The organism is Mesorhizobium sp. M0633, assembly GCF_040320645.1.
In the GTDB taxonomy this organism is placed as follows: domain Bacteria; phylum Pseudomonadota; class Alphaproteobacteria; order Rhizobiales; family Rhizobiaceae; genus Mesorhizobium.
On record NZ_JAMYQC010000008.1, the window covers coordinates 159,054 to 181,149 of the forward strand.

General features: G+C 63.3%; 17 protein-coding genes and 1 riboswitch. Of the genes, 6 read left to right on the forward strand and 11 right to left on the reverse strand.

Annotated elements, in window-relative coordinates:
• Positions 1 to 77: 77 nt before the first annotated feature.
• The 3 genes from thiQ to thiB form a co-directional block, all read right to left on the reverse strand.
• A complete protein-coding gene (gene thiQ / locus NKI47_RS11200; protein ID WP_352589908.1) occupies positions 78 to 869 on the reverse strand; it encodes a thiamine ABC transporter ATP-binding protein in 792 nt (263 codons plus the stop codon).
• The gene (thiP, locus tag NKI47_RS11205; RefSeq protein WP_352589911.1) at positions 866 to 2,485 is read right to left on the reverse strand and encodes a thiamine/thiamine pyrophosphate ABC transporter permease; all 1,620 of its coding nucleotides are present in this window, start codon (positions 2,483 to 2,485) and stop codon (positions 866 to 868) included. The genes thiQ and thiP overlap by 4 nt, the downstream gene beginning before the upstream one ends.
• 254 nt (positions 2,486 to 2,739) lie before the next feature.
• Positions 2,740 to 3,753 carry a thiamine ABC transporter substrate binding subunit gene (gene thiB, locus NKI47_RS11210; RefSeq protein ID WP_352589914.1) on the reverse strand — a complete coding sequence of 338 codons (1,014 nt, stop codon included), beginning with the start codon at positions 3,751 to 3,753 and terminating at the stop codon, positions 2,740 to 2,742.
• A 43-nt stretch (positions 3,754 to 3,796) separates the two neighbouring features.
• Positions 3,797 to 3,911, reverse strand: a riboswitch (TPP riboswitch).
• 127 nt (positions 3,912 to 4,038) lie between these two features.
• On the opposite strand from thiB, the gene NKI47_RS11215 reads away from it, so the two are divergent.
• From NKI47_RS11215 to NKI47_RS11230, 4 genes are all read left to right on the forward strand, one after another.
• The gene (locus NKI47_RS11215) at positions 4,039 to 4,683 is read left to right on the forward strand and encodes a thiamine diphosphokinase (protein ID WP_352589917.1); all 645 of its coding nucleotides are present in this window, start codon (positions 4,039 to 4,041) and stop codon (positions 4,681 to 4,683) included.
• Positions 4,684 to 4,698: 15 nt separating this feature from the next.
• Complete coding sequence (locus NKI47_RS11220; protein WP_352589920.1) at positions 4,699 to 6,519, forward strand: ABC-F family ATP-binding cassette domain-containing protein; 1,821 nt, start codon at positions 4,699 to 4,701, stop codon at positions 6,517 to 6,519.
• Positions 6,520 to 6,657: 138 nt separating this feature from the next.
• Entirely contained in the window at positions 6,658 to 6,819 is a 162-nt protein-coding gene (locus NKI47_RS11225; protein ID WP_352589923.1) for a type II toxin-antitoxin system CcdA family antitoxin, read from the forward strand.
• Positions 6,819 to 7,118: a CcdB family protein gene (locus NKI47_RS11230; protein ID WP_352589926.1), complete on the forward strand. Its 300-nt coding sequence runs from the start codon at positions 6,819 to 6,821 to the stop codon at positions 7,116 to 7,118. The genes NKI47_RS11225 and NKI47_RS11230 overlap by 1 nt, the downstream gene beginning before the upstream one ends.
• A 31-nt stretch (positions 7,119 to 7,149) precedes the next feature.
• Here NKI47_RS11230 and NKI47_RS11235 read toward each other — a convergent pair whose 3' ends face one another.
• On the reverse strand, positions 7,150 to 8,820 hold the full coding sequence (locus NKI47_RS11235) for a hypothetical protein (RefSeq protein WP_352589929.1): 1,671 nt from the start codon (positions 8,818 to 8,820) through the stop codon (positions 7,150 to 7,152).
• Between the two features lie 72 nt (positions 8,821 to 8,892).
• Positions 8,893 to 10,191, reverse strand: coding sequence for an adenylosuccinate synthase (locus NKI47_RS11240; RefSeq protein WP_023680654.1), 1,299 nt, complete (start codon positions 10,189 to 10,191; stop codon positions 8,893 to 8,895).
• A gap of 321 nt (positions 10,192 to 10,512) precedes the next feature.
• Here NKI47_RS11240 and NKI47_RS11245 point away from each other — a divergent pair, with 321 nt between their 5' ends.
• Positions 10,513 to 11,415, forward strand: a complete 903-nt coding sequence (locus NKI47_RS11245; protein WP_352589932.1) for a DMT family transporter — start codon at positions 10,513 to 10,515, stop codon at positions 11,413 to 11,415.
• A gap of 59 nt (positions 11,416 to 11,474) precedes the next feature.
• Here the strand turns inward: NKI47_RS11245 and serA are convergent, their stop codons facing one another.
• From serA to glmM, 5 genes are all read right to left on the reverse strand, one after another.
• Complete coding sequence (gene serA / locus NKI47_RS11250) at positions 11,475 to 13,073, reverse strand: phosphoglycerate dehydrogenase (protein WP_352589935.1); 1,599 nt, start codon at positions 13,071 to 13,073, stop codon at positions 11,475 to 11,477.
• 185 nt (positions 13,074 to 13,258) lie between these two features.
• A complete protein-coding gene (locus NKI47_RS11255; RefSeq protein WP_352589938.1) occupies positions 13,259 to 14,434 on the reverse strand; it encodes a phosphoserine transaminase in 1,176 nt (391 codons plus the stop codon).
• Between the two features lie 182 nt (positions 14,435 to 14,616).
• Positions 14,617 to 15,366: an outer membrane protein gene (locus NKI47_RS11260; protein WP_352450819.1), complete on the reverse strand. Its 750-nt coding sequence runs from the start codon at positions 15,364 to 15,366 to the stop codon at positions 14,617 to 14,619.
• Positions 15,367 to 15,598: 232 nt separating this feature from the next.
• A complete protein-coding gene (locus tag NKI47_RS11265) occupies positions 15,599 to 16,426 on the reverse strand; it encodes an outer membrane protein (protein ID WP_352589941.1) in 828 nt (275 codons plus the stop codon).
• 225 nt (positions 16,427 to 16,651) lie between these two features.
• On the reverse strand, positions 16,652 to 18,004 hold the full coding sequence (glmM, locus tag NKI47_RS11270; RefSeq protein WP_031213285.1) for a phosphoglucosamine mutase: 1,353 nt from the start codon (positions 18,002 to 18,004) through the stop codon (positions 16,652 to 16,654).
• A 535-nt stretch (positions 18,005 to 18,539) separates the two neighbouring features.
• Here glmM and NKI47_RS11275 point away from each other — a divergent pair.
• Positions 18,540 to 19,541, forward strand: coding sequence for a hypothetical protein (locus tag NKI47_RS11275; protein WP_352589944.1), 1,002 nt, complete (start codon positions 18,540 to 18,542; stop codon positions 19,539 to 19,541).
• Between the two features lie 585 nt (positions 19,542 to 20,126).
• Here the strand turns inward: NKI47_RS11275 and ftsH are convergent.
• Positions 20,127 to 22,052, reverse strand: coding sequence for an ATP-dependent zinc metalloprotease FtsH (ftsH, locus tag NKI47_RS11280; RefSeq protein ID WP_023677989.1), 1,926 nt, complete (start codon positions 22,050 to 22,052; stop codon positions 20,127 to 20,129).
• Positions 22,053 to 22,096: the final 44 nt, after the last annotated feature.

The following is a 22,096-nucleotide window of genomic DNA, read 5'->3' on the forward strand; positions in this document are numbered from 1 at the left end:
CTCCTGGCGGACCTAGCCACACTACCTCGACCATGGCAAGCAAGCGCCGCTTCGCCTTCCGCCGGTTTGACCATAAATTATGTCCGCTTCCGGGCAACATCTCGTGATCCAACCGCAAACGGACCCGAGCCGATATAGCGTCGGAATGCCTCCGGTCCAGCCCCGACGAAAAAATCGGCCGCGGTGCCCGTCGCGGCAACCGTGCCACCATCCAGGAAAACCATGTTTTGGCCGATACGGCGCGCATCGTCCGGCTGGTGCGTGACGAATAGCACCGTCATGCGCTGCTCCGAATGGACGTCGGCCACCAGGTCGAGCATGTCGTCGCGCAGTGCCGGTCCGAGCGAAGCGAACGGCTCGTCGAGCAACAGCACCGGCCGGTCGCGCACCAGGACCCGGGCGAGCGCGACGCGCTGCCGCTCGCCGCCGGAGAGTTCGCGCGGCAGCCGGCTTTCCTTGCCGGCAAGGCCGACGCGCTTCAGCGCTGCGGCGATTGCGGCGCGATCGGCCTCGCTCGGCCTGAGCGAAGGCGAGCGGCCGAGCCCGACATTCTGCTCGACGGAAAGATGGGCAAACAGGTTGTTTTCCTGGAACACCATCGATACCGGCCGCGCTGATGGCGGCGCAGTGCTGACGTCGGCGCCGCCGATCAGCACGTGGCCCGACCGCGGCGTCTCGAAGCCGGCCACCAGATTGAGCAGTGTCGACTTTCCCGAACCGCTCGGCCCCATGATGGCGGTGATTTCCGACGCCGGGAAATCGACATCGAACATAAGCGGCGTTTCACCATAGCTGAAAGAGACATTATCGAGCCGCACGGCCGCGCCTTTTTCGACAGAAATGGACCGTTCCGGGCTGGTCGGCATCATGATTTCTCCCTCCTTCCCAGCCAGTCTGCGGCCAACACCAGCGCCAGGCAGACAAGGCCGAGCAGCAGCGCCAGGCCGGCCGCATCCTCGGTGCGGTAACTGCCCATGCGCGCCAGCAGCAGATAGGGCAAGGTCTGCACGGAATCGCTGCCGAATAGCGCAATGACGCCGAGATCGCCGAGCGACAGCGCCATGGCGAACGCGAAGCCGGTGACGAGCGGCCGCCGCAGCAACGGCCAGTCGACCAGCCGCAACCGGTTCCAGCCCGAGATACCAAGCTGTGCGCAGAGCCGTTCGTGGCGTTCGCTCGCCGCGTCATAGGCAGGGCGGATGGCGCGGATGGCGAACGGCATCGCCATCACCGCATTGACCGCAACGACCATGACAGGGGCGATCGCAAAGACATCGCCGACGGTGCGCAAGAGCAGGAACCAGCCGGCGCCGATGACGATGGGCGGCACCACCAGGACGAACCCCGCACCGGTGTCGGCCAGGTGTTCGAGCAGCGTCCTCCTGCCGCTCCGCCGGGTGAGCGCCAGCGCCCGGCGCGCCATGACCAGCGACAGCGACAACGCCACAGAGAGCAGCGCCGATAGGAGGGAAAGCACGGCACTGGTCGCCGTCGCTTGCCGCACCGCGCTCTCGCCGGCCAGGCGGCCGAGATCGGCGCCAAGCCCGGCTGCCAACGTGGCCGCCATCGGCCCGGCGACAAACAGCAGTGCGAGCCCGATCGCCAGTGCGTTCAGCACGGTCTCGGTCGCACCGGCTGAAAAATACCGGCGCGGCGCCACCGGCAGATTGGCATCCCCGACCATATTGGCGCCGAGCCGCGTCAAGGCCAGCACGACGACGAAGGTCAGGGCAATCTGCAGCAGGGTCAGCGTCACAGCCCGCGCCGGGTCGAAGTCGAAACGCAATGCCTGGTAGATGGCAACCTCCAGCGTCGTCGCGCGCGGCCCGCCGCCGAGCGTAAGCACGATGGTGAAAGAGGTGATGCACAGCATGAAAACGAGCCCGGCAACGCCCGGCAGGGCCGCACGCAGCGGCGGCCATTCGATCAGCCGGAAGGCCGGCGCAGCACCCATGCCAAGCTGGCTCGCCAGCCGCCATTGGTCGGCCGGCACGGTCTGCAGCGCTTCCAGGAACAGCCGCGTCGCCAGCGGCAGGTTGAAGAAGACGTGGGCGACGAGAATGCCCGACAGGCCATAGATGCCGGGCCAGCTCTGCCCGCCAATCGCGCCGAGCGTGCCGGCGAAATACCCGGCGCGGCCATAGAGTGCCAAGACACCGAGTGCGGCAACAATGGCCGGCAGCGCCAGCGGCACGGCGAAAAGCTGGAGGATGAAGCCTCGCCCGAAAAAACGCGGATGCCGCGACAGGGCGCGCGCGACGAACAGCGCCGGTGCAACGGAGAGCAGGGTCGACAGCAGAGCCTGCCAGAGCGTGAAACGGACGACGCGCAAGAGATAGGAATCGAAAGCGGCGGCGGCGCCGGACAGGTCGCGTGTGGCTTCGACGACGAGCCCGGCGAATGCACCGCCGATCAGCAGCGCGATGGCGGCGAGCGCGACGATGCCGGCAGTGACGCGGGGATCGGCCGGATGACGCGTACGCATGTCGCGCTACCCGACACTACGACAGGTGTTGATCGAAGGAAATACCTGGCAATGGCCGAGCCCACCCCTCTCTGGCCTGCCGGCCATCTCCCCCTCAAGGGGGGAGATTGCGCACTCAGCCGCCTTCGCCAATCTCACAAGTGGCAGGACGAGGAGAGGCGACAAAGCTGCCGATCTTCCCCCTTGAGGGGGGGGAGATGGCCGGCAGGCCAGAGGGGGGTGGCTTGGCGCAAACATCCGACGAGGCTTGAGCCCTACTTGCTCATCACCGCCAGCCACTCGTCGACCCAGGCCTTGCGATTTGCGGCGACCTCTTCCGGGCTGAACAGCAAGGTCTTGGTCGGTTTGACCAGCTTGTCGAACGCCGGGTTGAGCGGCTTGTCGGTCTTGCCGACCGGGAACATCCAGTTGGTTTCGGGAATGACATTCTGGAATTTCGGTCCGGTCATGAAGGCGATGAACTTTTCCGCCAGCGGGTTCTTCGCACCCTTGGTGGTGATCCCCGCGACCTCGATCTGCAGATATTCGCCTTCCTCGAAAGACGCCGCCTGGTAGCGCTCGGTGTTTTCGGCAACCATGTGGTAGGCCGGCGAGGTGGTGTAGGACAGCACCATCGGCGCCTCGCCCTTGGTGAACAGGCCGTAGGCCTCGCTCCAGCCCGGCGTTACCGTCAGCACCTTCGCCTTGAGTTTGGCCCAGGCTTCCGGCGCCTTGTCGCCATAGACCGACTTGACCCACAGCAGCAGGCCAAGGCCCGGCGTCGAGGTGCGCGGATCCTGGATGACGATCTTCTCTCCGGCATCGCCCTCGACCAATTCCCTGAGGCTCTTCGGCGGGCTCTTCAGTTTTTCGGTATCGTAGACGACGGCGAAATAGCCATAGTCGAACGGCACGAAAATATCGTCGCTCCAGCCGCCCGGCACACTGACGCCCGACACGGCGCCGTGCGGCGAAAACAGGCCGGTTGCCTTGGCGTCGGCGGTTAAGTTGGTATCGAGGCCAAGTACGATATCGGCCTTGGTCGCGGCGCCTTCCAGCTTCACACGATTGAGCAGCGCCACGCCGTCGGCGACCGAGACGAATTCGACGACGCAACTGCATTCGGCCTCGAAGGCCTTCTTCACCGCCGGTCCCGGACCCCAATCGGCGGTGAAGCTTTCATAGGTATAGACCGTCAGTCTATCCTGTGCCGATGCCTGCCCTGGCAAGGCGAGCGCGGATGCCGCAAGCAGGACAATTGAGACAAGAGAGTGGAAAAAACTGCGCATCGGCGCCTCCTTCGTTCGCGTTGAAAGGAATTGAGGCGTCGGGCTGTCCGAAACGTCTAATCCCTCCGCCGGTACAAACCGGATCAGGTTCAGCGGGTTGGCAGTCTTGCCTCTCAGCCGGTCCGCGAAAATCGCGTCCGGCACCCCGTTAGAGCGTTGCGACACATAGGCCCGGCCGAAGTGCTGCGCAAGCGGAAGTTTGCCGGGCATCCAAAGCCCAGCCTTCCGTTTCGTCTGCCGTTTCATCTTCCGTTTCCGGGGCAGGGCTGGTAAGGGCCACGAGATATGAGCACATTCACCATCCTGCTTGGCGGCGATCTCATCCGCACGCCGCTGCTCGACCGCCAGGTCGAAGGCTCGCGTGTCATCGCTGCCGATGCCGGCATCGGCCATGCCCGTATGCTGGGCCTGAGGCCGGAACTCTGGGTCGGCGATTTCGATTCGGTGCCTGCCGATTTGCCGGAAGATCTGGCCGCCGTGCCACGGCAGGTGTTTCCCGCTGAAAAGGACAAGACCGACGGTGAACTCGCTATCGCCGCCGCGCTCGAACGCGGTGCGACAAGCCTTGTGCTCGCAGGCGCCTTCGGCGGCAAACGCACCGACCACATCTTCCTGCATCTGGCGCTAAGCGTCCGGCTGGCGGAAGGCGGGACGGAAGTGCTTTTGACCAGCGGCGCACAGGAAGGCATTCCCTTGCTGCCGGGAAAGACTGGCTTCGACTATGCCGACGGCACGCTGTTTTCGGTGCTCGGCTTCTCCGATCTCGCCGGCCTGAGCGTCACCGGTGCCAAATGGCCGCTCGACCATGTCGAGGTTGCGTTCGGCTCGTCGCTGACCATTTCCAACGAGGTCAGGGGCCGGTTGGAAATCGCGCTGGCCAGCGGCCGCGCGCTGCTGCTCGCACATCCCTATCCTCTTCCGGAAAGCTGAGCCCAGAAAGCCGACATGGCGCCGCCAATTCTCAATCTCGACGGGATAAAGCTGACCTTTGGCGGCACGCCGCTGCTCGACGGTGCCGCCCTGACGGCCTCTGCTGGCGACAAGATCGCCCTGGTCGGCCGCAACGGCTCTGGCAAGTCGACGCTCCTCAAGATCGCCGCCGGGCTGATCGAACCGCAGGACGGCGAAGTCTTCCGCCAGCCTTCGGCGACCGTGCGCTACTTGCCGCAAATGCCCGACATGGACGGCTTTGCGACTGTCCGCGCCTATGTCGAGGCGGGGCTCGGGCCGGCCGACGATCCCTACCGCGCCACCTATCTGATGGAGCATCTCGGCCTGACCGGCGAGGAACGGCCGAACGACCTCTCCGGCGGCGAGGCGCGGCGCGCCGCCCTCGCCCGCGTCATGGCGCCGGAGCCCGACATTCTCCTCCTCGATGAGCCGACCAATCATCTTGACCTTTCGGTCATCGAATGGCTGGAGGAGGAGCTTGCCCGCACCTCCTCGGCACTGGTCGTCATCTCGCATGACCGCCGTTTTCTCGAACGCGTGTCGCGCGCCACAATCTGGCTCGACCGCGGCCAGACTCGCCGTCTCGACAAGGGCTTTGCCTATTTCGAGGAATGGCGCGACACGGTGCTGGAGGAGGAAGAGCGCGAGCAGCACAAGCTCGGCCGCCAGATCGTGCGTGAGGAGCACTGGCTGCGCTATGGCGTGACGGCAAGGCGCAAGCGCAACATGCGCCGGCTCGGTGAGTTGCAGACCATGCGCCAGCGCTTTCGCGGCCACCGCGGCGCCGAGGGTGCGGCGACGATGACAGCCAGCGACGCCGCCGAATCCGGCAAACTGGTGATCGAAGCCAAGAACATTGAGAAGAGCTTTGGCGATCTGACCGTGGTCAAGGGATTCTCGACCCGCATCCAGCGCGGCGATCGCGTCGGTCTGGTCGGGCCGAACGGCGCCGGCAAGACGACGCTGTTGAAGATGCTGACCGGCGAATTGAAGCCGGACGCGGGCACGGTGCGGCTCGGCACAAATCTGGAGATCGCCACGCTCGACCAGAAGCGCGAAGCCGTCGACCCGCAGGAGACATTGGCGCAGTATCTCACCGACGGGCGCGGCGAGAACCTCGTCATCAATGGCGAGCAGCGCCACGTCGTCTCTTACATGAAAGACTTCCTGTTCAAGCCGGAACAGGCGCGCACGCCGGTGCGCGAGCTTTCGGGCGGCGAGCGGGCACGGCTGATTCTCGCACGCGTTTTGGCGCGGCCGGCAAACCTGCTTGTGCTCGACGAGCCGACCAACGACCTCGACATGGAGACGCTGGAGCTGCTGCAGGAATTGGTCGCCGGTTTTGCCGGCACGGTGATCCTGGTCAGCCACGATCGCGATTTCCTCGACCGCACCGTGACCAGCATCATCGCGCCGGATGGTGACGGCCGCTGGATCGAATATGCCGGCGGCTATTCCGACATGCTGGCGCAGCGCGGCGGCACCAGGCTGGACGACCGCAGGGCGCGGCCAAAAGCAGAAGCCGGTGAAGCGACGGCGGCAAGCAGGAACGAAGCGGCCGCACCGAAGGGCCCGGCCAAGAAACTGTCGTTCAAGCAGAAATTCGCGCTGGAAACCTTACCCAAGAAGATCGAGGCGGTGTCGGCCTCGATCTCGCGGCTGGAGAACAACATCGCCGATCCGGCCTATTACGAGCGCGACCCGGCCTCGTTCCAGAAGACGATTGCCGCGCTCGACAAGGAGCGCGTCACACTGGCAGCGCTCGAGGAGGAATGGCTGGAACTCGAGATGCTAAGGGAAGAGATGGAGGGATGAGAGGTTGCATGCACGCTCATATGCGCCTACATTATGCGCATAAATGGGAGCGGCTGTATGCTTCAATCGAATCCAAAAACCCAAAGAAAGTCGGTTAATACATCGATCGACTCCCGATTGATCGAGGATGCCAAGGCGTTGGGCATCAATATATCCCGCGCCGCGGAAGAGGGCATCGCCAAGGCGATTTCGGCCGAAAAAAACCGCCGGTGGCAGGAGGAAAACAAGCAAGCGATCGACAGTTCGAATGACTATGTCAGGCGCAACGGCTTGCCTCTGGCCAAGCACCGGCTGTTTTGATGGCACGTTATGATTTCTACCAGAGTGCCGAAGGCGACGGTTACCTTCTCGATGTCCAATCCGACCTTCTGGGACGGCTCGACACGAAAGTCGTCGTCCCGCTGATGCCAGCCAATAAGGCCCCAGTGCCGGGCCGCCGGCTAAACCCTATCTTCACCATCAGCGGTAAGGACCATGTCATGGTCACTCAATTCATGTCAGCCTTGATGACCTCTGAATTGCCCGTTGCCGAAGGAAATCTTTCTCGCCATCACGACGACATCGTGAGCGCGCTCGACATGCTGTTCCAAGGCTTCTGAGCCAGAGAGGCGTTGGGCTGGTGAGCCGGCCTCACCCCGCCGTCTTTGTCTGCCAGGCCTTTAGCGCCTCGTCGAACACCTTCTCGCCTGGAATGCCCTTTTCCATGGTGAGCAGCGCCCGCCGCCCGGTCTTGTAGACGACCGGCACATCGATCCAGTCCTGACCTCTGAGCAAGGTCAGATTGGCGTCTTCATCCGCCTTGGTATCGTTGAGCGCAACCAGGAAGAAACCGTCGGCGATCTTGGCCGGGATGCCGATCAGCGGGCTTCCGGCATCCTGCTCGGAGCCCTTCATGGCGACACGCAGGATGTTGTCGACGCCGCCGCCCTCGAAGCCGTCAGGCGTCAGGAAGATCATCTCGATAATATGGCTGGCCGGCAGCGTCTGGTCGGTGTTGCGACGGATCGTCATGCGCAACTGGATATCCTTGCCTGGAATGGTCGCCTCGGCGCGGATCGCCGGCTCGGGCGGCAGGTCGCCGCCGGGCGATTCCTGCACCAGCGACCAGACGATGTTGCCGGGCTCGGCCGAGCCTTGAGCGGTGCTGGTGCGCTCCTCGTAGAAGATCGCCTTCTGGCCGACGGCCAACGCGGCTTGCGGCGGAACTGCCGTTGGTGCCGCTGCCGGTGCGGGCGGCGGGGCGGCCGCTGCAGGCGCTGCTGCCCCGTTGGCGGGCGGCGTTGCGGGAGTTGGTGCAGCGGACCCATCGACTGCTGGAGCATTGGCCGTGGCTTGCGTGTCGGCGGGTGCGGCCGGTGCCGGCGCGGCGGGTGCCGGGGTGGTCGGCGCTTGTGCGGCCGATGGCGGCGTGGTCAGTGCGGCGACGGATTCCCCTTCGCCGATGCCCGCCTGCCCGGCCGCGGGGCCGGGATCGACTTCGTGGCCCTCGGGCGTCAGGCGCTGCGTGAACTTCGCGCCCTCGCCGGCCTCCGTCGGAGGCGCGGCGGCCGGTACCGCCGCATCGGCCTCCGGCTTGGCCGGGGCTGGTTTTACCAGCGGTTCGGTGGCGACGGCTTTGGTCGAGTCGAGGCCGAGCATGCTGCCGAACGCATCCTTGTTCAGCCAGATGCCATAGCCACCACCGGCAATGACGAGCAAGGCAATGGCGGCGGCGATAACACCGCCATAGCTGCGCCTGCGCTCGGCAGGATGGAGCCGCTGGAACCTGTCCTCCGCGGGGCCGCCGTCGTTGGAAAAGTCGTCGCCCCGAAAAACGCCGTCTTGGCCGTCAGCCGTCGGAAGATCCATATCGGACGGCGGCGGACCAGCGCGCTCCTGAGAAAGAGCGACGGGCTGCGGCTTTTGCCAGTTCGGCGCCGCCTTGGCGGGCGTGGGCTGCCAGGCCGGCCCGGTCTTTGCCGGCTCGGTCTTGGCCGGCTGCCATGCCGGCTCCGTCTTTGCTGGCTGTCGGATATGGCTGGACTGGTTCTTGTTGCGGTCGATGGAGGAGAAGATGTCCTCCAGTTCCGCCAGCGGGTCGGGTGGCGGCGCAGGCTTGGCATAGTCCCGCTCGACTTTGGCGATGGCGTCTTCCAGTGCACGCATCTGCCGGTCGACATCGGAAGGCGTCATCGTGGCCTTCTCTGCGAGTTGTTTCGCGATTGACGAACGGGCCCTGTCATAGACCCTGGCGCGCACTTCCGCCGACGGCTCACCGAGTTTATCGAGCGCCTTTTTCAGAATAGGAACAAAATCTACCATACGTCAGTCGACCTGCATTTGTTTCTGGGCCGGCCCCCGCAAATCAGCCGCAATGCCCGGAAGGCTGAGAAACTAGTCTTGAAACGGATCGGTCACAAGTATCGTGTCGTCCCGTTCAGGGCTGGTGGAAAGGAGTGCGACCGGCGCGCCGATCAGCTCTTCGATGTAGCGGACGTACTTCACCGCCTGGGCCGGCAGGTCGTTCCAGCTGCGCGCGCCGGCAGTGGTGCCTTTCCACCCCTCCAGCGTCTCGTAGACCGGTTCGACGCGGGCCTGCGCACCCTGGCTGGCCGGCAGGTAATCGATCGCCTCGCCGTCGAGTCGGTAGCCGGTACAGACCTTGATCTCGTCCAGCCCATCGAGCACATCGAGCTTGGTCAGCGCAATGCCCTTGATGCCGTTGACGGCGACGGCCTGGCGGACCAGCACGGCATCGAACCAGCCGCAGCGCCGCTTGCGGCCGGTGACGACGCCGAATTCATGGCCGCGCGTGCCCAGGAACTCGCCGATCTCGTTCTTCTGTTCGGTTGGAAACGGGCCTTCGCCGACGCGCGTCGTATAGGCCTTGGTGATGCCGAGCACATAGCCGATGGCGCCCGGCCCGACACCCGACCCGGCGGCGGCCTGACCGGCAACCGTATTGGACGAGGTGACGAACGGATAGGTGCCGTGGTCGATGTCGAGCAACGTGCCTTGCGCGCCCTCGAACAGGATGCGCTCGCCGGCGCGGCGCTTGTCGTCGAGGATTTTCCAGACGCGGTCCATATAGGGCAGGATCTCGTCGGCCACCGAGATCAGCTCGCTCATGATCGCCTCATGCGTGACCTCGGCATGGCCGAGCCCGCGCCGCAGCGCATTGTGGTGCGTCAGCAGCCTGTCGACCTTCAAGGGCAGCGTTTCCAAATCCGCCAAATCCATCACCCTGACCGCGCGCCGGCCCACCTTGTCTTCATAGGCGGGACCGATGCCGCGACGGGTCGTGCCGATCTTCGTTCCGGAATTGGAAGCGGCGTCCTCGCGAAATCCGTCCAGCTCCCGGTGCAAGGACAGGATAAGCGCGGTGTTTTCGGCTATTTTCAGGCGGTCTGGCGTCACCTCGACGCCCTGCGCCTTCAATTTCGCAACCTCCGCAACGAAAGCGTGCGGATCGAAGACGACGCCATTGCCGATGATGGAAAGCTTGCCTTGCCGCACCACGCCGGACGGCAGCAGCGACAGCTTGTAGACCTTGCCGTCGACGACCAGCGTGTGGCCGGCATTGTGGCCGCCCTGGAAGCGCACGACAACATCGGCGCGCTCCGACAGCCAGTCTACGATCTTGCCTTTGCCCTCATCGCCCCATTGCGAGCCGACGACCACCACATTGGCCATATTTCTTTTCCCTTGAGACGCCGCACGAGCAGCTTGAAACAATTCGAAACGATAGGCCTCTATCGCATCGGCCCCCAAAATCGGAATCGATTTTCGGAAAAGCACGACGCGAGATTAAAGCCTTCCGACGCGTACTTTGTAGCGTCCAATTGCACGCACGTCGCTCTATAGCGTCAAGACCCGGCGAGCGCGACCACTCTTTGCCGCCCAAAACGCTCCGAGGCACAACAATTTTCGCCTTTGACATCATTTACTTGGGCTGGCGGTCGCAATAGGCCCACACCGACCGTCAAATTCCCTCTGCCTGGCCGGGAGTTCACGATGCATCGAGCCGCCTATCTGTTCCTGCTGTTCACCACCTTGCTGTGGGGCGGCAACTCCGTGGCGGGAAAGCTGGCGGTCGGTCATATCTCGCCGATGACGCTGGTCTTCCTGCGTTGGCTGCTGGCGGTTCTGATCCTGCTGCCGATCGGCTGGGGAACGCTACGCCAAGACTGGCCGGTGGTGCGCAGGCACTGGTTGCTGCTTGGCGGGCTCGGCGGTTGCGGCTTCGCCTTTTTCAATGCGATCTTCTACACGGCGCTCAACTACACGACGGCGATCAACGTCTCGATCGAGCAGGCGGCGATACCGATCGTGATCATCATCGCCAATTTCGTGCTGTTTCGCCTGCGGGTGAACCGGGTGCAGATAGCTGGCGTCGTGCTGACCATCATTGGCGTCGCGGTGACGGCGAGCCATGGCGACCTGCGCCAGCTTCTCAAGCTGGATCTCAACTTCGGCGACGCGATCATGCTGGTCGCCGTGCTTTGCTACTCCTTCTATTCGGTGGGGTTGCGGCTGAAGCCGGTCATCCGCTGGCAGAGCCTGATGCTGGCGCTGTCGGTTGCCGCACTCGTCACATCGCTGCCTTTCTTCCTTTGGGAGATTGCCGCCGGCAAGGTCATCGTCCCCGATGCCCGCGGCTGGGCGGTCGCGTTCTATACCGCCATCGGTGCTTCGGTCATCTCGCAGATCTTCTATATCAGGGGCAACGAGCTGATCGGCGCCAACCGGGCCGGCCTGTTCATCAATCTGGTGCCGATCTTCGGTACGCTGCTATCGGTGCTGATTGTCGGTGAGACATTCCAGCTCTATCAGGCGCTGGCTCTCGCGCTGGTGCTCGGTGGCATCAGCCTCGCCGAATACAGCGGACGGAAGATGGCGGCATCCGCTGCTGAATGAAGTCGCTTGCCGCGACGTTCCGCCGCCCCGCGTGCTGCTGCACACGGGGCGACCGAATTTCAGGCTATCCCCACATCGAAATGCAGCCGCTTGGCGGAGTCGATCGACTTGTGCGAGCGCACCTGCGCCAACACGTTTTCCGGGAACGGCGCATCGAGATAGAGCAATGCGATGGCATCGCCGCCCGGCCGGTTGCGGCCGAGCTGGAAGTTGGCGATGTTGACGCCGTTCTCGCCGCACACCGTGCCGAGCAGGCCGATGATACCGGGCGCGTCGGCATTGGTCGTGTAGAGCATGTGCTGGCCGACCTCGGCGTCGAGATTGATGCCCTTGATCTGGATGAAGCGCGGCTTGCCGTCCGAGAAACAGGTGCCGGCGATCGAGCGCGTCCTGTGCTCGGTCTTGACCGTCAGCTTGATATAGCCGTCGAACACGCCCGACTTGTCACGCTTGACCTCGGCGACGATGATGCCGCGCTCCTTCACCATGATCGGCGCCGACACCATGTTGACGTCGGAGACCTGCGGCCGGATCAGCCCGGCAAGGGTGGCACTGATCAGCGCGCGCGTGTTCATCGTCGCGGTCGAGCCGTCGAACAGTATCTCGACCTCCTTGATCGGATCCTCGGTGACCTGTCCGACAAAGGCGCCGAGCACTTCGGCAAGCTTGACGAAAGGTTTCAGCCGCGGCGCCTCTTCGGCAGTGATCGACGGCATGTTGATGGCGTTGGAAACGGCGCCCTTGATCAAATAGTCGGACATCTGCTCGGCGACATGCAGGGCGACATTCTCCTGCGCTTCGGTGGTCGACGCGCCGAGATGCGGCGTCGCCACGACATTCTCCATGCCGAACAGTGCGTTGTTGTCCGCCGGTTCGACCTCGAACACGTCGATGCCGGCGCCGGCCACCTTGCCGCTCTTCAGCGCCGCGATCAGGTCGGCCTCGACGATCAGCCCGCCACGGGCGCAGTTGATGATACGCACGCCGGTCTTCATCTTGGCGATCGCCGCGGCGTCGATGATGTTACGCGTCTTGTCGGTGAGCGGCGTGTGCAGCGTGATGAAGTCGGCGCGGACGAACAGCTCGTCGAGCTCGACCTTTTCGACGCCGAGCTCCTCGGCGCGGCTGTCCGACAGGAATGGATCGAAGGCGATGACATGCATCTTCAGGCCGACGCCGCGCGTAGCGACGATCGAACCGATATTGCCGCAGCCGATGATGCCCAGCGTCTTGCCGGTGATCTCGACACCCATGAAGCGGTTCTTTTCCCATTTGCCGGCGTGGGTCGAGGCGTTGGCCTCCGGTATCTGGCGGGCCAGCGCGAAGATCATGGCGACGGCATGCTCGGCGGTGGTGATCGAATTGCCGAAGGGCGTGTTCATCACGATGATGCCCTTGCGGCTCGCCGCCGGGATGTCGACATTGTCGACGCCGATGCCGGCGCGGCCCACGACCTTCAGCCTGGTCGCGGCGTTGATCAGCTTCTCCGTGACCTTTGTCGCCGAGCGGATGGCCAGCCCATCATACTGGCCGATCACTTCGAGCAGTTTTTCCTTGTCCTTGCCGAGATCCGGCAAATAGTCGACCTCGATGCCGCGATCCCTGAAGATCTGCACGGCGGTGGTGGAAAGTTTGTCTGAGACGAGAACGCGGGGCATTGGCTTGGTCCTTTGCGATTGGCGTCCCTCCCCCTTGAGGGGAGGGTCGGCGCGAAGCGCCGGGGTGGGGTCGTTGCGGCCGGGCGCGGCCGAAAATCTTTTTCTTTCTGGATGGCGGATCGTTGAGCGGGTGGAGGCGACCCCACCCGGCCCTTCGGGCCACCCTCCCCTCGAAGGGGGAGGGATCAGGCCGCCGCTTTGAGCGACGCCTTTTGCGCGGCAAAGGCCCAGTCGAGCCAGGGCAGCAGCGCTTCGAGATCGGAGGTCTCGACTGTCGCCCCGCACCAGATGCGCAGGCCGGGCGGTGCATCGCGGTAGGCGCCGATGTCGTAGGCGACGCCTTCCTTGTCGAGCACCGAGACAATTGCCTTGGCGAATGCAGCCTGTCCGTCGGCGTCGAGTGCAGCGACATCCGGATCGGTGAAGGAAAGGCAGACCGACGTGTTCGAACGCGTCGCCGGGTCTACGGCAAGATGGCCGAGCCAGGAAGATTTTCCGACAAAGCGATCGAGAACAGCGGCATTGGCATCCGCTCTGGTGACCAGCGCGTCGAGGCCGCCGATCGACTTCGCCCAACGCAGCGCGTCGAGATAGTCCTCGACGCACAGCATCGACGGCGTGTTGATCGTCTCGCCCTTGAAGATGCCTTCGATCAGCTTGCCCCCCGAGGTGAGACGGAAGATCTTCGGCAGCGGCCAGGCCGGTTTGTAGCTTTCCAGGCGTTCCACGGCGCGCGGGCTGAGGATCAGCATTCCGTGCGCGCCCTCACCGCCCAAGACCTTCTGCCAGGAGAAGGTGACGACGTCGAGTTTCTGAAAATCGAGCTTTTGCGCAAAGGCCGCCGAAGTGGCGTCGCAGATGGTCAGGCCCTTGCGTGTGGCCGGGATGAAGTCGCCGTTCGGCACGCGCACGCCCGACGTCGTGCCGTTCCAGGTGAAGACCACGTCGCGGTCGAAGTCGATTTTGGTCAGGTCGGGCAGTGCGCCGTAGTCAGCCTCTAACCTGCGCACATCGGCGAGCCTCAGCTGCTTGACCACATCGGTGACCCAGCCGGAGCCGAAGCTCTCCCAGGCCACCATGTCGACGCCGCGCTCGCCGAGCAGCGACCACAGCGCCATTTCGACCGCGCCGGTATCCGAGGCCGGCACGATGCCGATGCGGTAATCCGCCGGAACCTGGAGGATTTCCCGCGTCAGCTCGATCGCTTGTTCGAGCTTGGTCTTGCCGATCTTGGCACGGTGCGAGCGCCCGAGCGCGGCATTTTTGAGCGCCTCGACCGACCAGCCGGGGCGTTTTGCACAGGGACCTGAGGAAAAATTGGGATTTGCCGGACGGAATCCGGGCTTCGTATGCGTCGTCATCGTGGTCTATCCTTCCAGATAGTGGCCCCTCGTTGGGGAGGGGTGGCCCACGGACGGCGATATGCGTTCAGGCTTTCGGCGTCAAGGGGAAAGTTTTTGTCGCTGCCGGGATATTGCCGGCGACGAAACGTAAACGGCGGGCCTACGACCCGCCATTGTCAACGCCTCGGCTTCGATCGAGCCTACCAGAGATCGTAGCGTAGTCCGACTTTGACTTGATGATTGTTGATTCCTTTGCGGATCGGAAAGGAAGTCAGGCTCTCGGCAGTCACATATTCGGCGTCTGGCGCGGAAAAATACTGATAGCCCAGATCGACTGAGACGTTCTTGGACACTTGGTAGGCAAGGCCGGCATTCAGCGTGTAGGCGAAGGAGTATTGGGTCTTGTTGTCACGCAGGACGAAATCGTCGGTGGGGTCGGCGTTGTCGGTGAAGTAGCTCGCCGACAGGCGACGCTTGCTCTGCAGGATACCGACACCAGCGCCGAGATAAGGTGTGATTCCGACATAGGTCCCAAGATCGACATAGCCATTGAGTATGCCTGAGAAGGCATAGTTCTTCAGGGTCGCCGATGCCACGGTCGTTCCGTCGTTATAGCCGACGTCGATCTTGTTGCCGGGAAGATAGCCCACATTGAGATCGGCGCGCAGATAGTCGTTGAAATGGTAGCCGAAGCCGATGCTGGCGAAGATGGGATCTTCCTTTTCGTCGAAGCTCGCGGGTGTAAAGGCGAAATGCTCATCCTTGAAGCTCTTCTGCACCAGATAGGAGACATCGCCACGCAGATACCATCCCGAGCCAACCTCGACCGGTACATAGTCGGGCGCCTGGTCGACATAGACCGGCGGTTCGTAATCGGCGCCAAGCGCCGGCGTCAGCGGCACCAGGACGACTGCTGCAAGCGCCAGTGCTACAGGCGATTTGAATGTCATGGTCCTCGGCTCCCGAACTTGGCGCATTCGCGATCGCGCGCCGTTTCAGACAGCATTGTTAACCATAGTGGTTAAGTGCGGGTTAAGGATAACAAGGCGTTAGCAATTGATTTGATCCGCCTTCGCTCCTCGAGCCGGACGGTGTTACAGAGCGCCGCAGCATGTTTAGGCAGCCAAACGAAACCGCCCGGCATCAGCCGGGCGGTCAACGAATTCCTCGATTTCGAAGCGACTACTTGGTGTAGACGGGCTCGGGTTCCGGAACATAAGGTTCCGGTTCAACGCAGTCCGATCTGCCGAACTGGTAGCGCAGGCCGCCGCGCACCTCATGAACATTGATGCCATTGTCATAGCCGGGGCCGACGCCGCTGCCGAAGTCGAACATCTTCCCACCGTTTATATGGCTGTAGCGGTAGCCGACGTCGAGTTTGACGCGATCGGTCAAACAGTAGGATGCGCCAACCATGGCAGCATAGGCAAAACGCCAGCCCTTGCCGCCGCGGTGGAAGAATTCACCGTCTTCATCGCTGTTGTGGAGTGTATCCCACTTAACCCAGGCGCCGCCGATGCCGGCGCCGACATAGGGCGTGATACCGTGCCATGTGCCGATATCGACATAGGCGTTGGCGAGCAGCAGCAGCGCGGTATAGGACGAGGTGTCGACCGAAGTACAAGGATCTCCATCAAGGCAGATGCCGCTGGTCGAGCCGCGGAAGGTGGATTTGCTCATCCAGTCCGCGGTCAAGTCGGTGCGGAAGTGCCGGTCGATTTGATAGCCAACGCCGGCACCGGCCGAGAAAGCACTCTTCAGCTTGCCGCTGTCAAAAGTGCCGGTTCCGGGAGGCGGTCCGTAGGTGATATAGTCGGCGCCGCGAAACTTCGACCAGTGATAGTCGATGTCGCCACGGATATACCAGCCGCCAAAGTCGGCCGGCTGCTCGTAGGCGATCGGTGGCGGCGCCTCCTCGACGACGGGCGGCTCGACGAAATCGGCGGCGAATGCCGGCCCGGCGCCGGCAAACACCGCGGCCAGGAGAGCCATTCTTGCTGTGTTGAACATGCTTATCACCCCTGAGAAACCCTCGAACGGCGAACGCGCCCGAAATGTGATTGACCTCAGTTGTGGATAATGAATCGGAAAGGTTAAAAGGCGTTTAACCGTATTGATTAACCACGAATCTCTAAAAGTCGAGCAATCTGGCGGCCGTTGCTGCAGGCGGAGCTGGCCGCGACCCAATAAAAAGCCCGCCGGCAAGGCGGGCTTTTGACCCATGTTGGAGGGAGATCAGGCGGCGCTGCGCGTTTCCGAAATGACCTCGACGATGTCGTTGACCACGGACTCGACAAGCTGCGGGTCGTCGCCCTCCGCCATGACGCGGATGAGCGGCTCCGTGCCGGATGGCCGGATGACCAGGCGCCCGGCCTTGCCGAGGCGATTGCGCGCATCTTCGATCGCCGCCTTGACCGGCGCCTCCTCCAGCGGCTTGCCGCCGGAAATATGCACATTCTTCAAAAGCTGCGGCACCGGCTCGAATTTCTTCGACAGTTCGCTGACCGGCCGGTTATGCCGCTTGATGCAGGCGAGCACCTGGAGCGCCGAGACGAGCCCGTCGCCGGTAGTCGAGAAATCGGACAGCACGATGTGGCCCGACTGTTCGCCGCCGACATTGAGCCCATGGGCACGCATGTGCTCGACGACATAGCGGTCACCGACCTTGGTGCGATGCAACTGCAGGTTCATGTCGCCGAGGAAGCGTTCGAGGCCGAGATTGGACATCACCGTCGAGACGACGCCGCCGCCGGCCAGCCGTCCGCTCTGGTGCCAGGACTCGGCGATCAGTGCCATGATCTGGTCGCCATCGACGATCGCGCCGTTTTCATCGACGATGACGACGCGGTCGGCATCGCCGTCGAGCGCAATGCCGATATCGGCGCGCACCTCGTGCACCTTCTTTTGCAGGCCGGCCGGATGAGTCGAGCCGCATTCCTTGTTGATGTTGAAGCCGTTGGGCTCGACATTGATGGCAACGACCTCGGCGCCGAGTTCCCACAGCGCGTCGGGCGCCACCTTGTAGGCGGCGCCATTGGCGCAATCGACGACGATGCGCAGGCCCGACAGCGACATCGAGCGCGGCAGCGTGCGCTTGGCGAATTCGATATAGCGGTCATGCACGCCGTCGACGCGTTTGGCGCGGCCGAGCCCATCGGAATCGGCGAGCGCCAGTTCGATATCCTTGTCGAGCATCCCCTCGATACGCTCCTCGATCTCATCGGACAGCTTATAGCCATCGGGGCCGAACAGCTTGATGCCGTTGTCGTAATAGGGGTTGTGCGAGGCAGAGATCATCACGCCGATATCGGCGCGCAGCGAGCGCACCAGCATGGCAACAGCCGGCGTCGGAATCGGGCCGAGCAGGAAGACATCCATGCCGGCGGCGCACAGGCCGGATACCATCGCGTTCTCGATCATGTAGCCGGAAAGCCTGGTATCCTTGCCGAGCACGACGCGGTGGCGGTGGCTGCCGCGCTGGAAGGAGAGGCCGGCGGCCATGCCGACCCGCATGGCGACCTCCGCCGTCATTGGAAACTTGTTGGCGCGCCCACGAATGCCGTCCGTACCGAAATAATGTCCTGCCATGTTCGCCAGCTTTCCGATGGTTCTTTCCGAGCATCTCATGCCATAAAATGGCCCAAGCCCCGTCATCACATTGTATGATTATGGACGACCAATCCTTAGAAAATTATTGTTTTGTGTGTTTTGCGTCACGCTAGTGTGTTGATTTTCAAGTTCCGAGCCCTTGTTGCGGCAGCAGCATCAGAAACGTCAACTCAAACCTCATCTGTATCCTTTGGTCTGTGGCAGTGTGGCCTTGAACCCGAATCCGCATCGTGCTGCTCCAGACAGCGGTAGGCTCAGGTCCGCCGCACGCGCCGATTTGACTGGCTGTCATGCGACGCAGTGTCCTCGCTGGGAACCAGCCATATGCGCGCTCTCCGTGCAATGCACCCGGACGAACTTGGCCGGGAGACAGTCCCGGCAACGAATTCATCACCTTAAAGAAAAGAATGCACTTCTAAATTTGTCTCTACGCTACTTAGCATCTGGCGCAACCAGCCGTTGAGCGCTATTGCTGCACTGGGACATATCATGAACCGCCGTAGGGAGAACAAGCATGCTCATCCACCGACTTGCCACTTTGACGGGTCTTGCCGTCGCGACCTTATTCCTGGCGGCGCCTGCCAATGCGCTGACCATGGCCGAGTGCAGCACCAAGTATAACGCGGCCAAGGATGCGGGAACGCTTGGCGGGCAGAACTGGAACCAGTTCCGCAAGGCCCAATGCGGCACCGATGCCACCGCCGCTACAACCGAACCCGCGCCAGCCAAAGCCACTGCCAAGGCCGCCGACACGACCAAGGCAGCCGCCGCCGACGATGCGGCGCCGGGCCTGACGGCGAAGGAGTGCAGCACCAAATACCAGGCCGCCAAGGCTGCCGGCACGCTCAACGGCATGAAGTGGAACGACTTCCGCAAGACCCAGTGCGCCGCCGGCGCGACGGCAGCCGCACAACCCGCCGCCACGACCAAAGCACCGGCGGCCAGCAGCGATGACGCGGCGCCTGGGCTGACGGCCAAGGAATGCAGCACCAAATACCAGGCCGCCAAGGCTGCCGGCACGCTCAACGGCATGAAATGGAACGACTTCCGCAAGAGTGAATGCGCCGCCGGCGCAACTGCAGCCGCACAGCCTGCCGCGGCACCTGCCAAGGCGACGACAGCCGCCGCGACCGATACCGGCAAAGGCCTCAGCATGGCGGATTGCAGCGCCAAATATCAGGCTGCCAAGGCCGGCAACACGCTGAATGGCATGAAGTGGAACGACTTCCGCAAGAGCCAATGCGGCGCCGGCGCAGCCGACGACGACACCCTGCCGGCTCCCGACGCCAAGTACACCGGCGATCCGCAACCGCCGACCATCACCGCCCCCCAGGGCGTGAAATTCCCGACTGCGATCTCCAAGAAGTATGCAACCGAGACCCCGGCCAAGGGCCGCATGCACACCTGCCTCGACCTCTACTACGCCAACAAGGACGCCAACACGCTGGGCGGCCTCAGGTGGATCCAGAAAGGCGGCGGCTTCTACAGCCTCTGCAACGCCAAGCTGAAGAGCTGACCGGCGCCACCATCCGACGACATGAGCCCGCGAGCCGCAAGGTTCGCGGGCTTTTTTGTTGCTGCCGAACACGTGCGAGGAGCGCCATCCGCGCGCAAGCGGCGCCGCTGCCAATCTGCCCCTCGTGGGGGAGATGTCCGGCAGGACAGAGGGGCACTGTCCTGGGCACTGTCCCGCCGACATCGATGGTCGGCAGCACGCGCCACGTCGGGTCGAAGGAGCCTGAAATAAAAAAACCCGCCTCCGTGGGCGGGTCGGCGGCGCCAATTGGCACCATATTTAAATTAGTAGCACACCTGCCGGCACAAAGCAAGAACAAAATGTGGCGCCGTCGGCAAAAAATGCGAACTTCATTCTCCGGCGCGCCTTGTCGATCTTCCCGAAGTCGTCAACGAGGACGATAGAAGGCCTCATTCCTTCGCGCCCCTCTCTGTCCTGCCGGACATCTCCCCCACGAGGCGGGAGATTGGCCGTCAGCGTCACTTTCGCCAATTTCCAGCGATGCAGGAAGGGTCGCATTCCCCAAGAGAAAACGCCGCGGTTAGAGCCGCGGCGTTTCGAAGTCGATCTGTCCTGGGCCGGAGCCTAGCTTGACGGCTGGGGTTCCATGCCGCCTTCGGGCTCGGGGCCCTTCTTGCGGCGGCCGGACTTCGGCACGGCCGAGCCGCGGCTCGGCGGCGTGTCGTCGCCAAGGTCGCGCGCGGGCTTATTGCCGGCGATCAGCTGCTTGATCTCCTCGCCGGACAGCGTCTCGTATTCGAGCAGGCCCTGCGCCAGCGCGATCCATTCCTTCTTTTTCTTGGTCAGGATGGACCTTGCCGTCGAATAGGCCTCGTCGATCAGCCGGCGCACTTCGGCGTCGATGATCTGCGCCGTCTCTTCCGAGATGTTCTGCGTGCGCGCCACCGAATGGCCGAGGAACACCTCCTCCTGGTTGTCGCCATAGGCGACATGGCCGAGCTTGTCGGAGAAGCCCCAGCGCGTCACCATGGCACGCGCCAGCTTGGTCGCCTGCTCGATATCGGAGGAGGCGCCGGAGGTGATGTTCTCCTTGCCGAATTTGAACTCCTCGGCGACACGACCGCCCATCATGATGGCGAGGCGCGAGATCATGTATTTGTAGCTCATCGAATAGCGGTCGCCTTCCGGCAGCTGCATGACCATGCCGAGTGCCCGGCCGCGCGGGATGATGGTCGCCTTGTGCAGCGGATCGGCCGACGGCACGTTGAGCGCCAGGATGGCATGGCCGGCCTCGTGATAGGCGGTCAGCTCCTTCTCGGCCTGCGTCATCGCCGACGAGCGGCGCTCGGCGCCCATCATGATCTTGTCCTTGGCGTCCTCGAATTCGGCCATGGTGACGAGGCGCTTGTTGCGCCGCGCCGCCATCAGGGCGGATTCGTTGACCAGGTTCATCAGGTCGGCGCCGGAAAAGCCCGGCGTGCCGCGCGCGATCACCTTGAGGTCGACATTGGGCGCCAGCGGCACGTTGCGCACATGCACTTTCAGGATCTTCTCGCGGCCGACGATGTCGGGGTTCGGCACCACCACCTGGCGGTCGAAGCGGCCCGGCCTCAGCAGCGCCGGATCGAGCACGTCTGGCCGGTTGGTGGCGGCGATCAGGATGATGCTTTCGTTGGATTCGAAGCCATCCATCTCGACCAGCAGCTGGTTCAGCGTCTGCTCGCGTTCATCATTGCCGCCGCCGAGGCCGGCGCCGCGATGGCGGCCGACCGCGTCGATTTCGTCGATGAAGATGATGCAAGGCGCGTTCTTCTTGGCCTGGTCGAACATGTCGCGGACGCGGCTTGCGCCGACGCCGACGAACATCTCGACGAAGTCCGAGCCCGAAATGGTGAAGAACGGCACGTTGGCTTCACCCGCGACCGAGCGGGCGAGCAGCGTCTTGCCGGTTCCCGGAGGACCGACGAGCAGCACGCCGCGCGGGATCTTGCCGCCGAGCCGCTGGAATTTCTGCGGGTCGCGCAGGAACTCGACGATCTCTTCCAGATCTTCCTTGGCTTCGTCGACGCCGGCGACGTCCTGGAAGGTGACGCGGCCATGTGCTTCGGTCAAAAGCTTGGCCTTCGACTTGCCGAAGCCCATGGCGCGGCCGGAACCGGACTGCATCTGGCGCATGAAGAATATCCAGACGCCGAGGATGAGGATCATCGGCAGCCAGGAGATCAGGGTGCCGAACAGCGAATTGGAGCCGTCGGACTCAGGACGCGCATTGATGGTGACGTTCTTGTCCTGCAGCCGCGAAACCAGCGACGGGTCCCCAGGCGAATAGGTCTGGAAGCCGTTGGAACTGTCCGTGTAATTGCCGGAGATACGGGCGCCGGCGATGGTCACCGACTTGATCCGTCCCGCCGCGACTTCCTGCAGGAACTGCGAATAGGGAACATCGCTCGAGGCTCCACGCGTCTGCGGCGTCTGGAAAAGATTGAAGAGAGCGATGAGCAGGACCGCTATGATCGCCCAGAGCGCGAGGTTGCGATAATTCGGATTCATCAATTGTCCCGTTGGCGCCGCTGGGCGGACACGCGTCGTGAGAG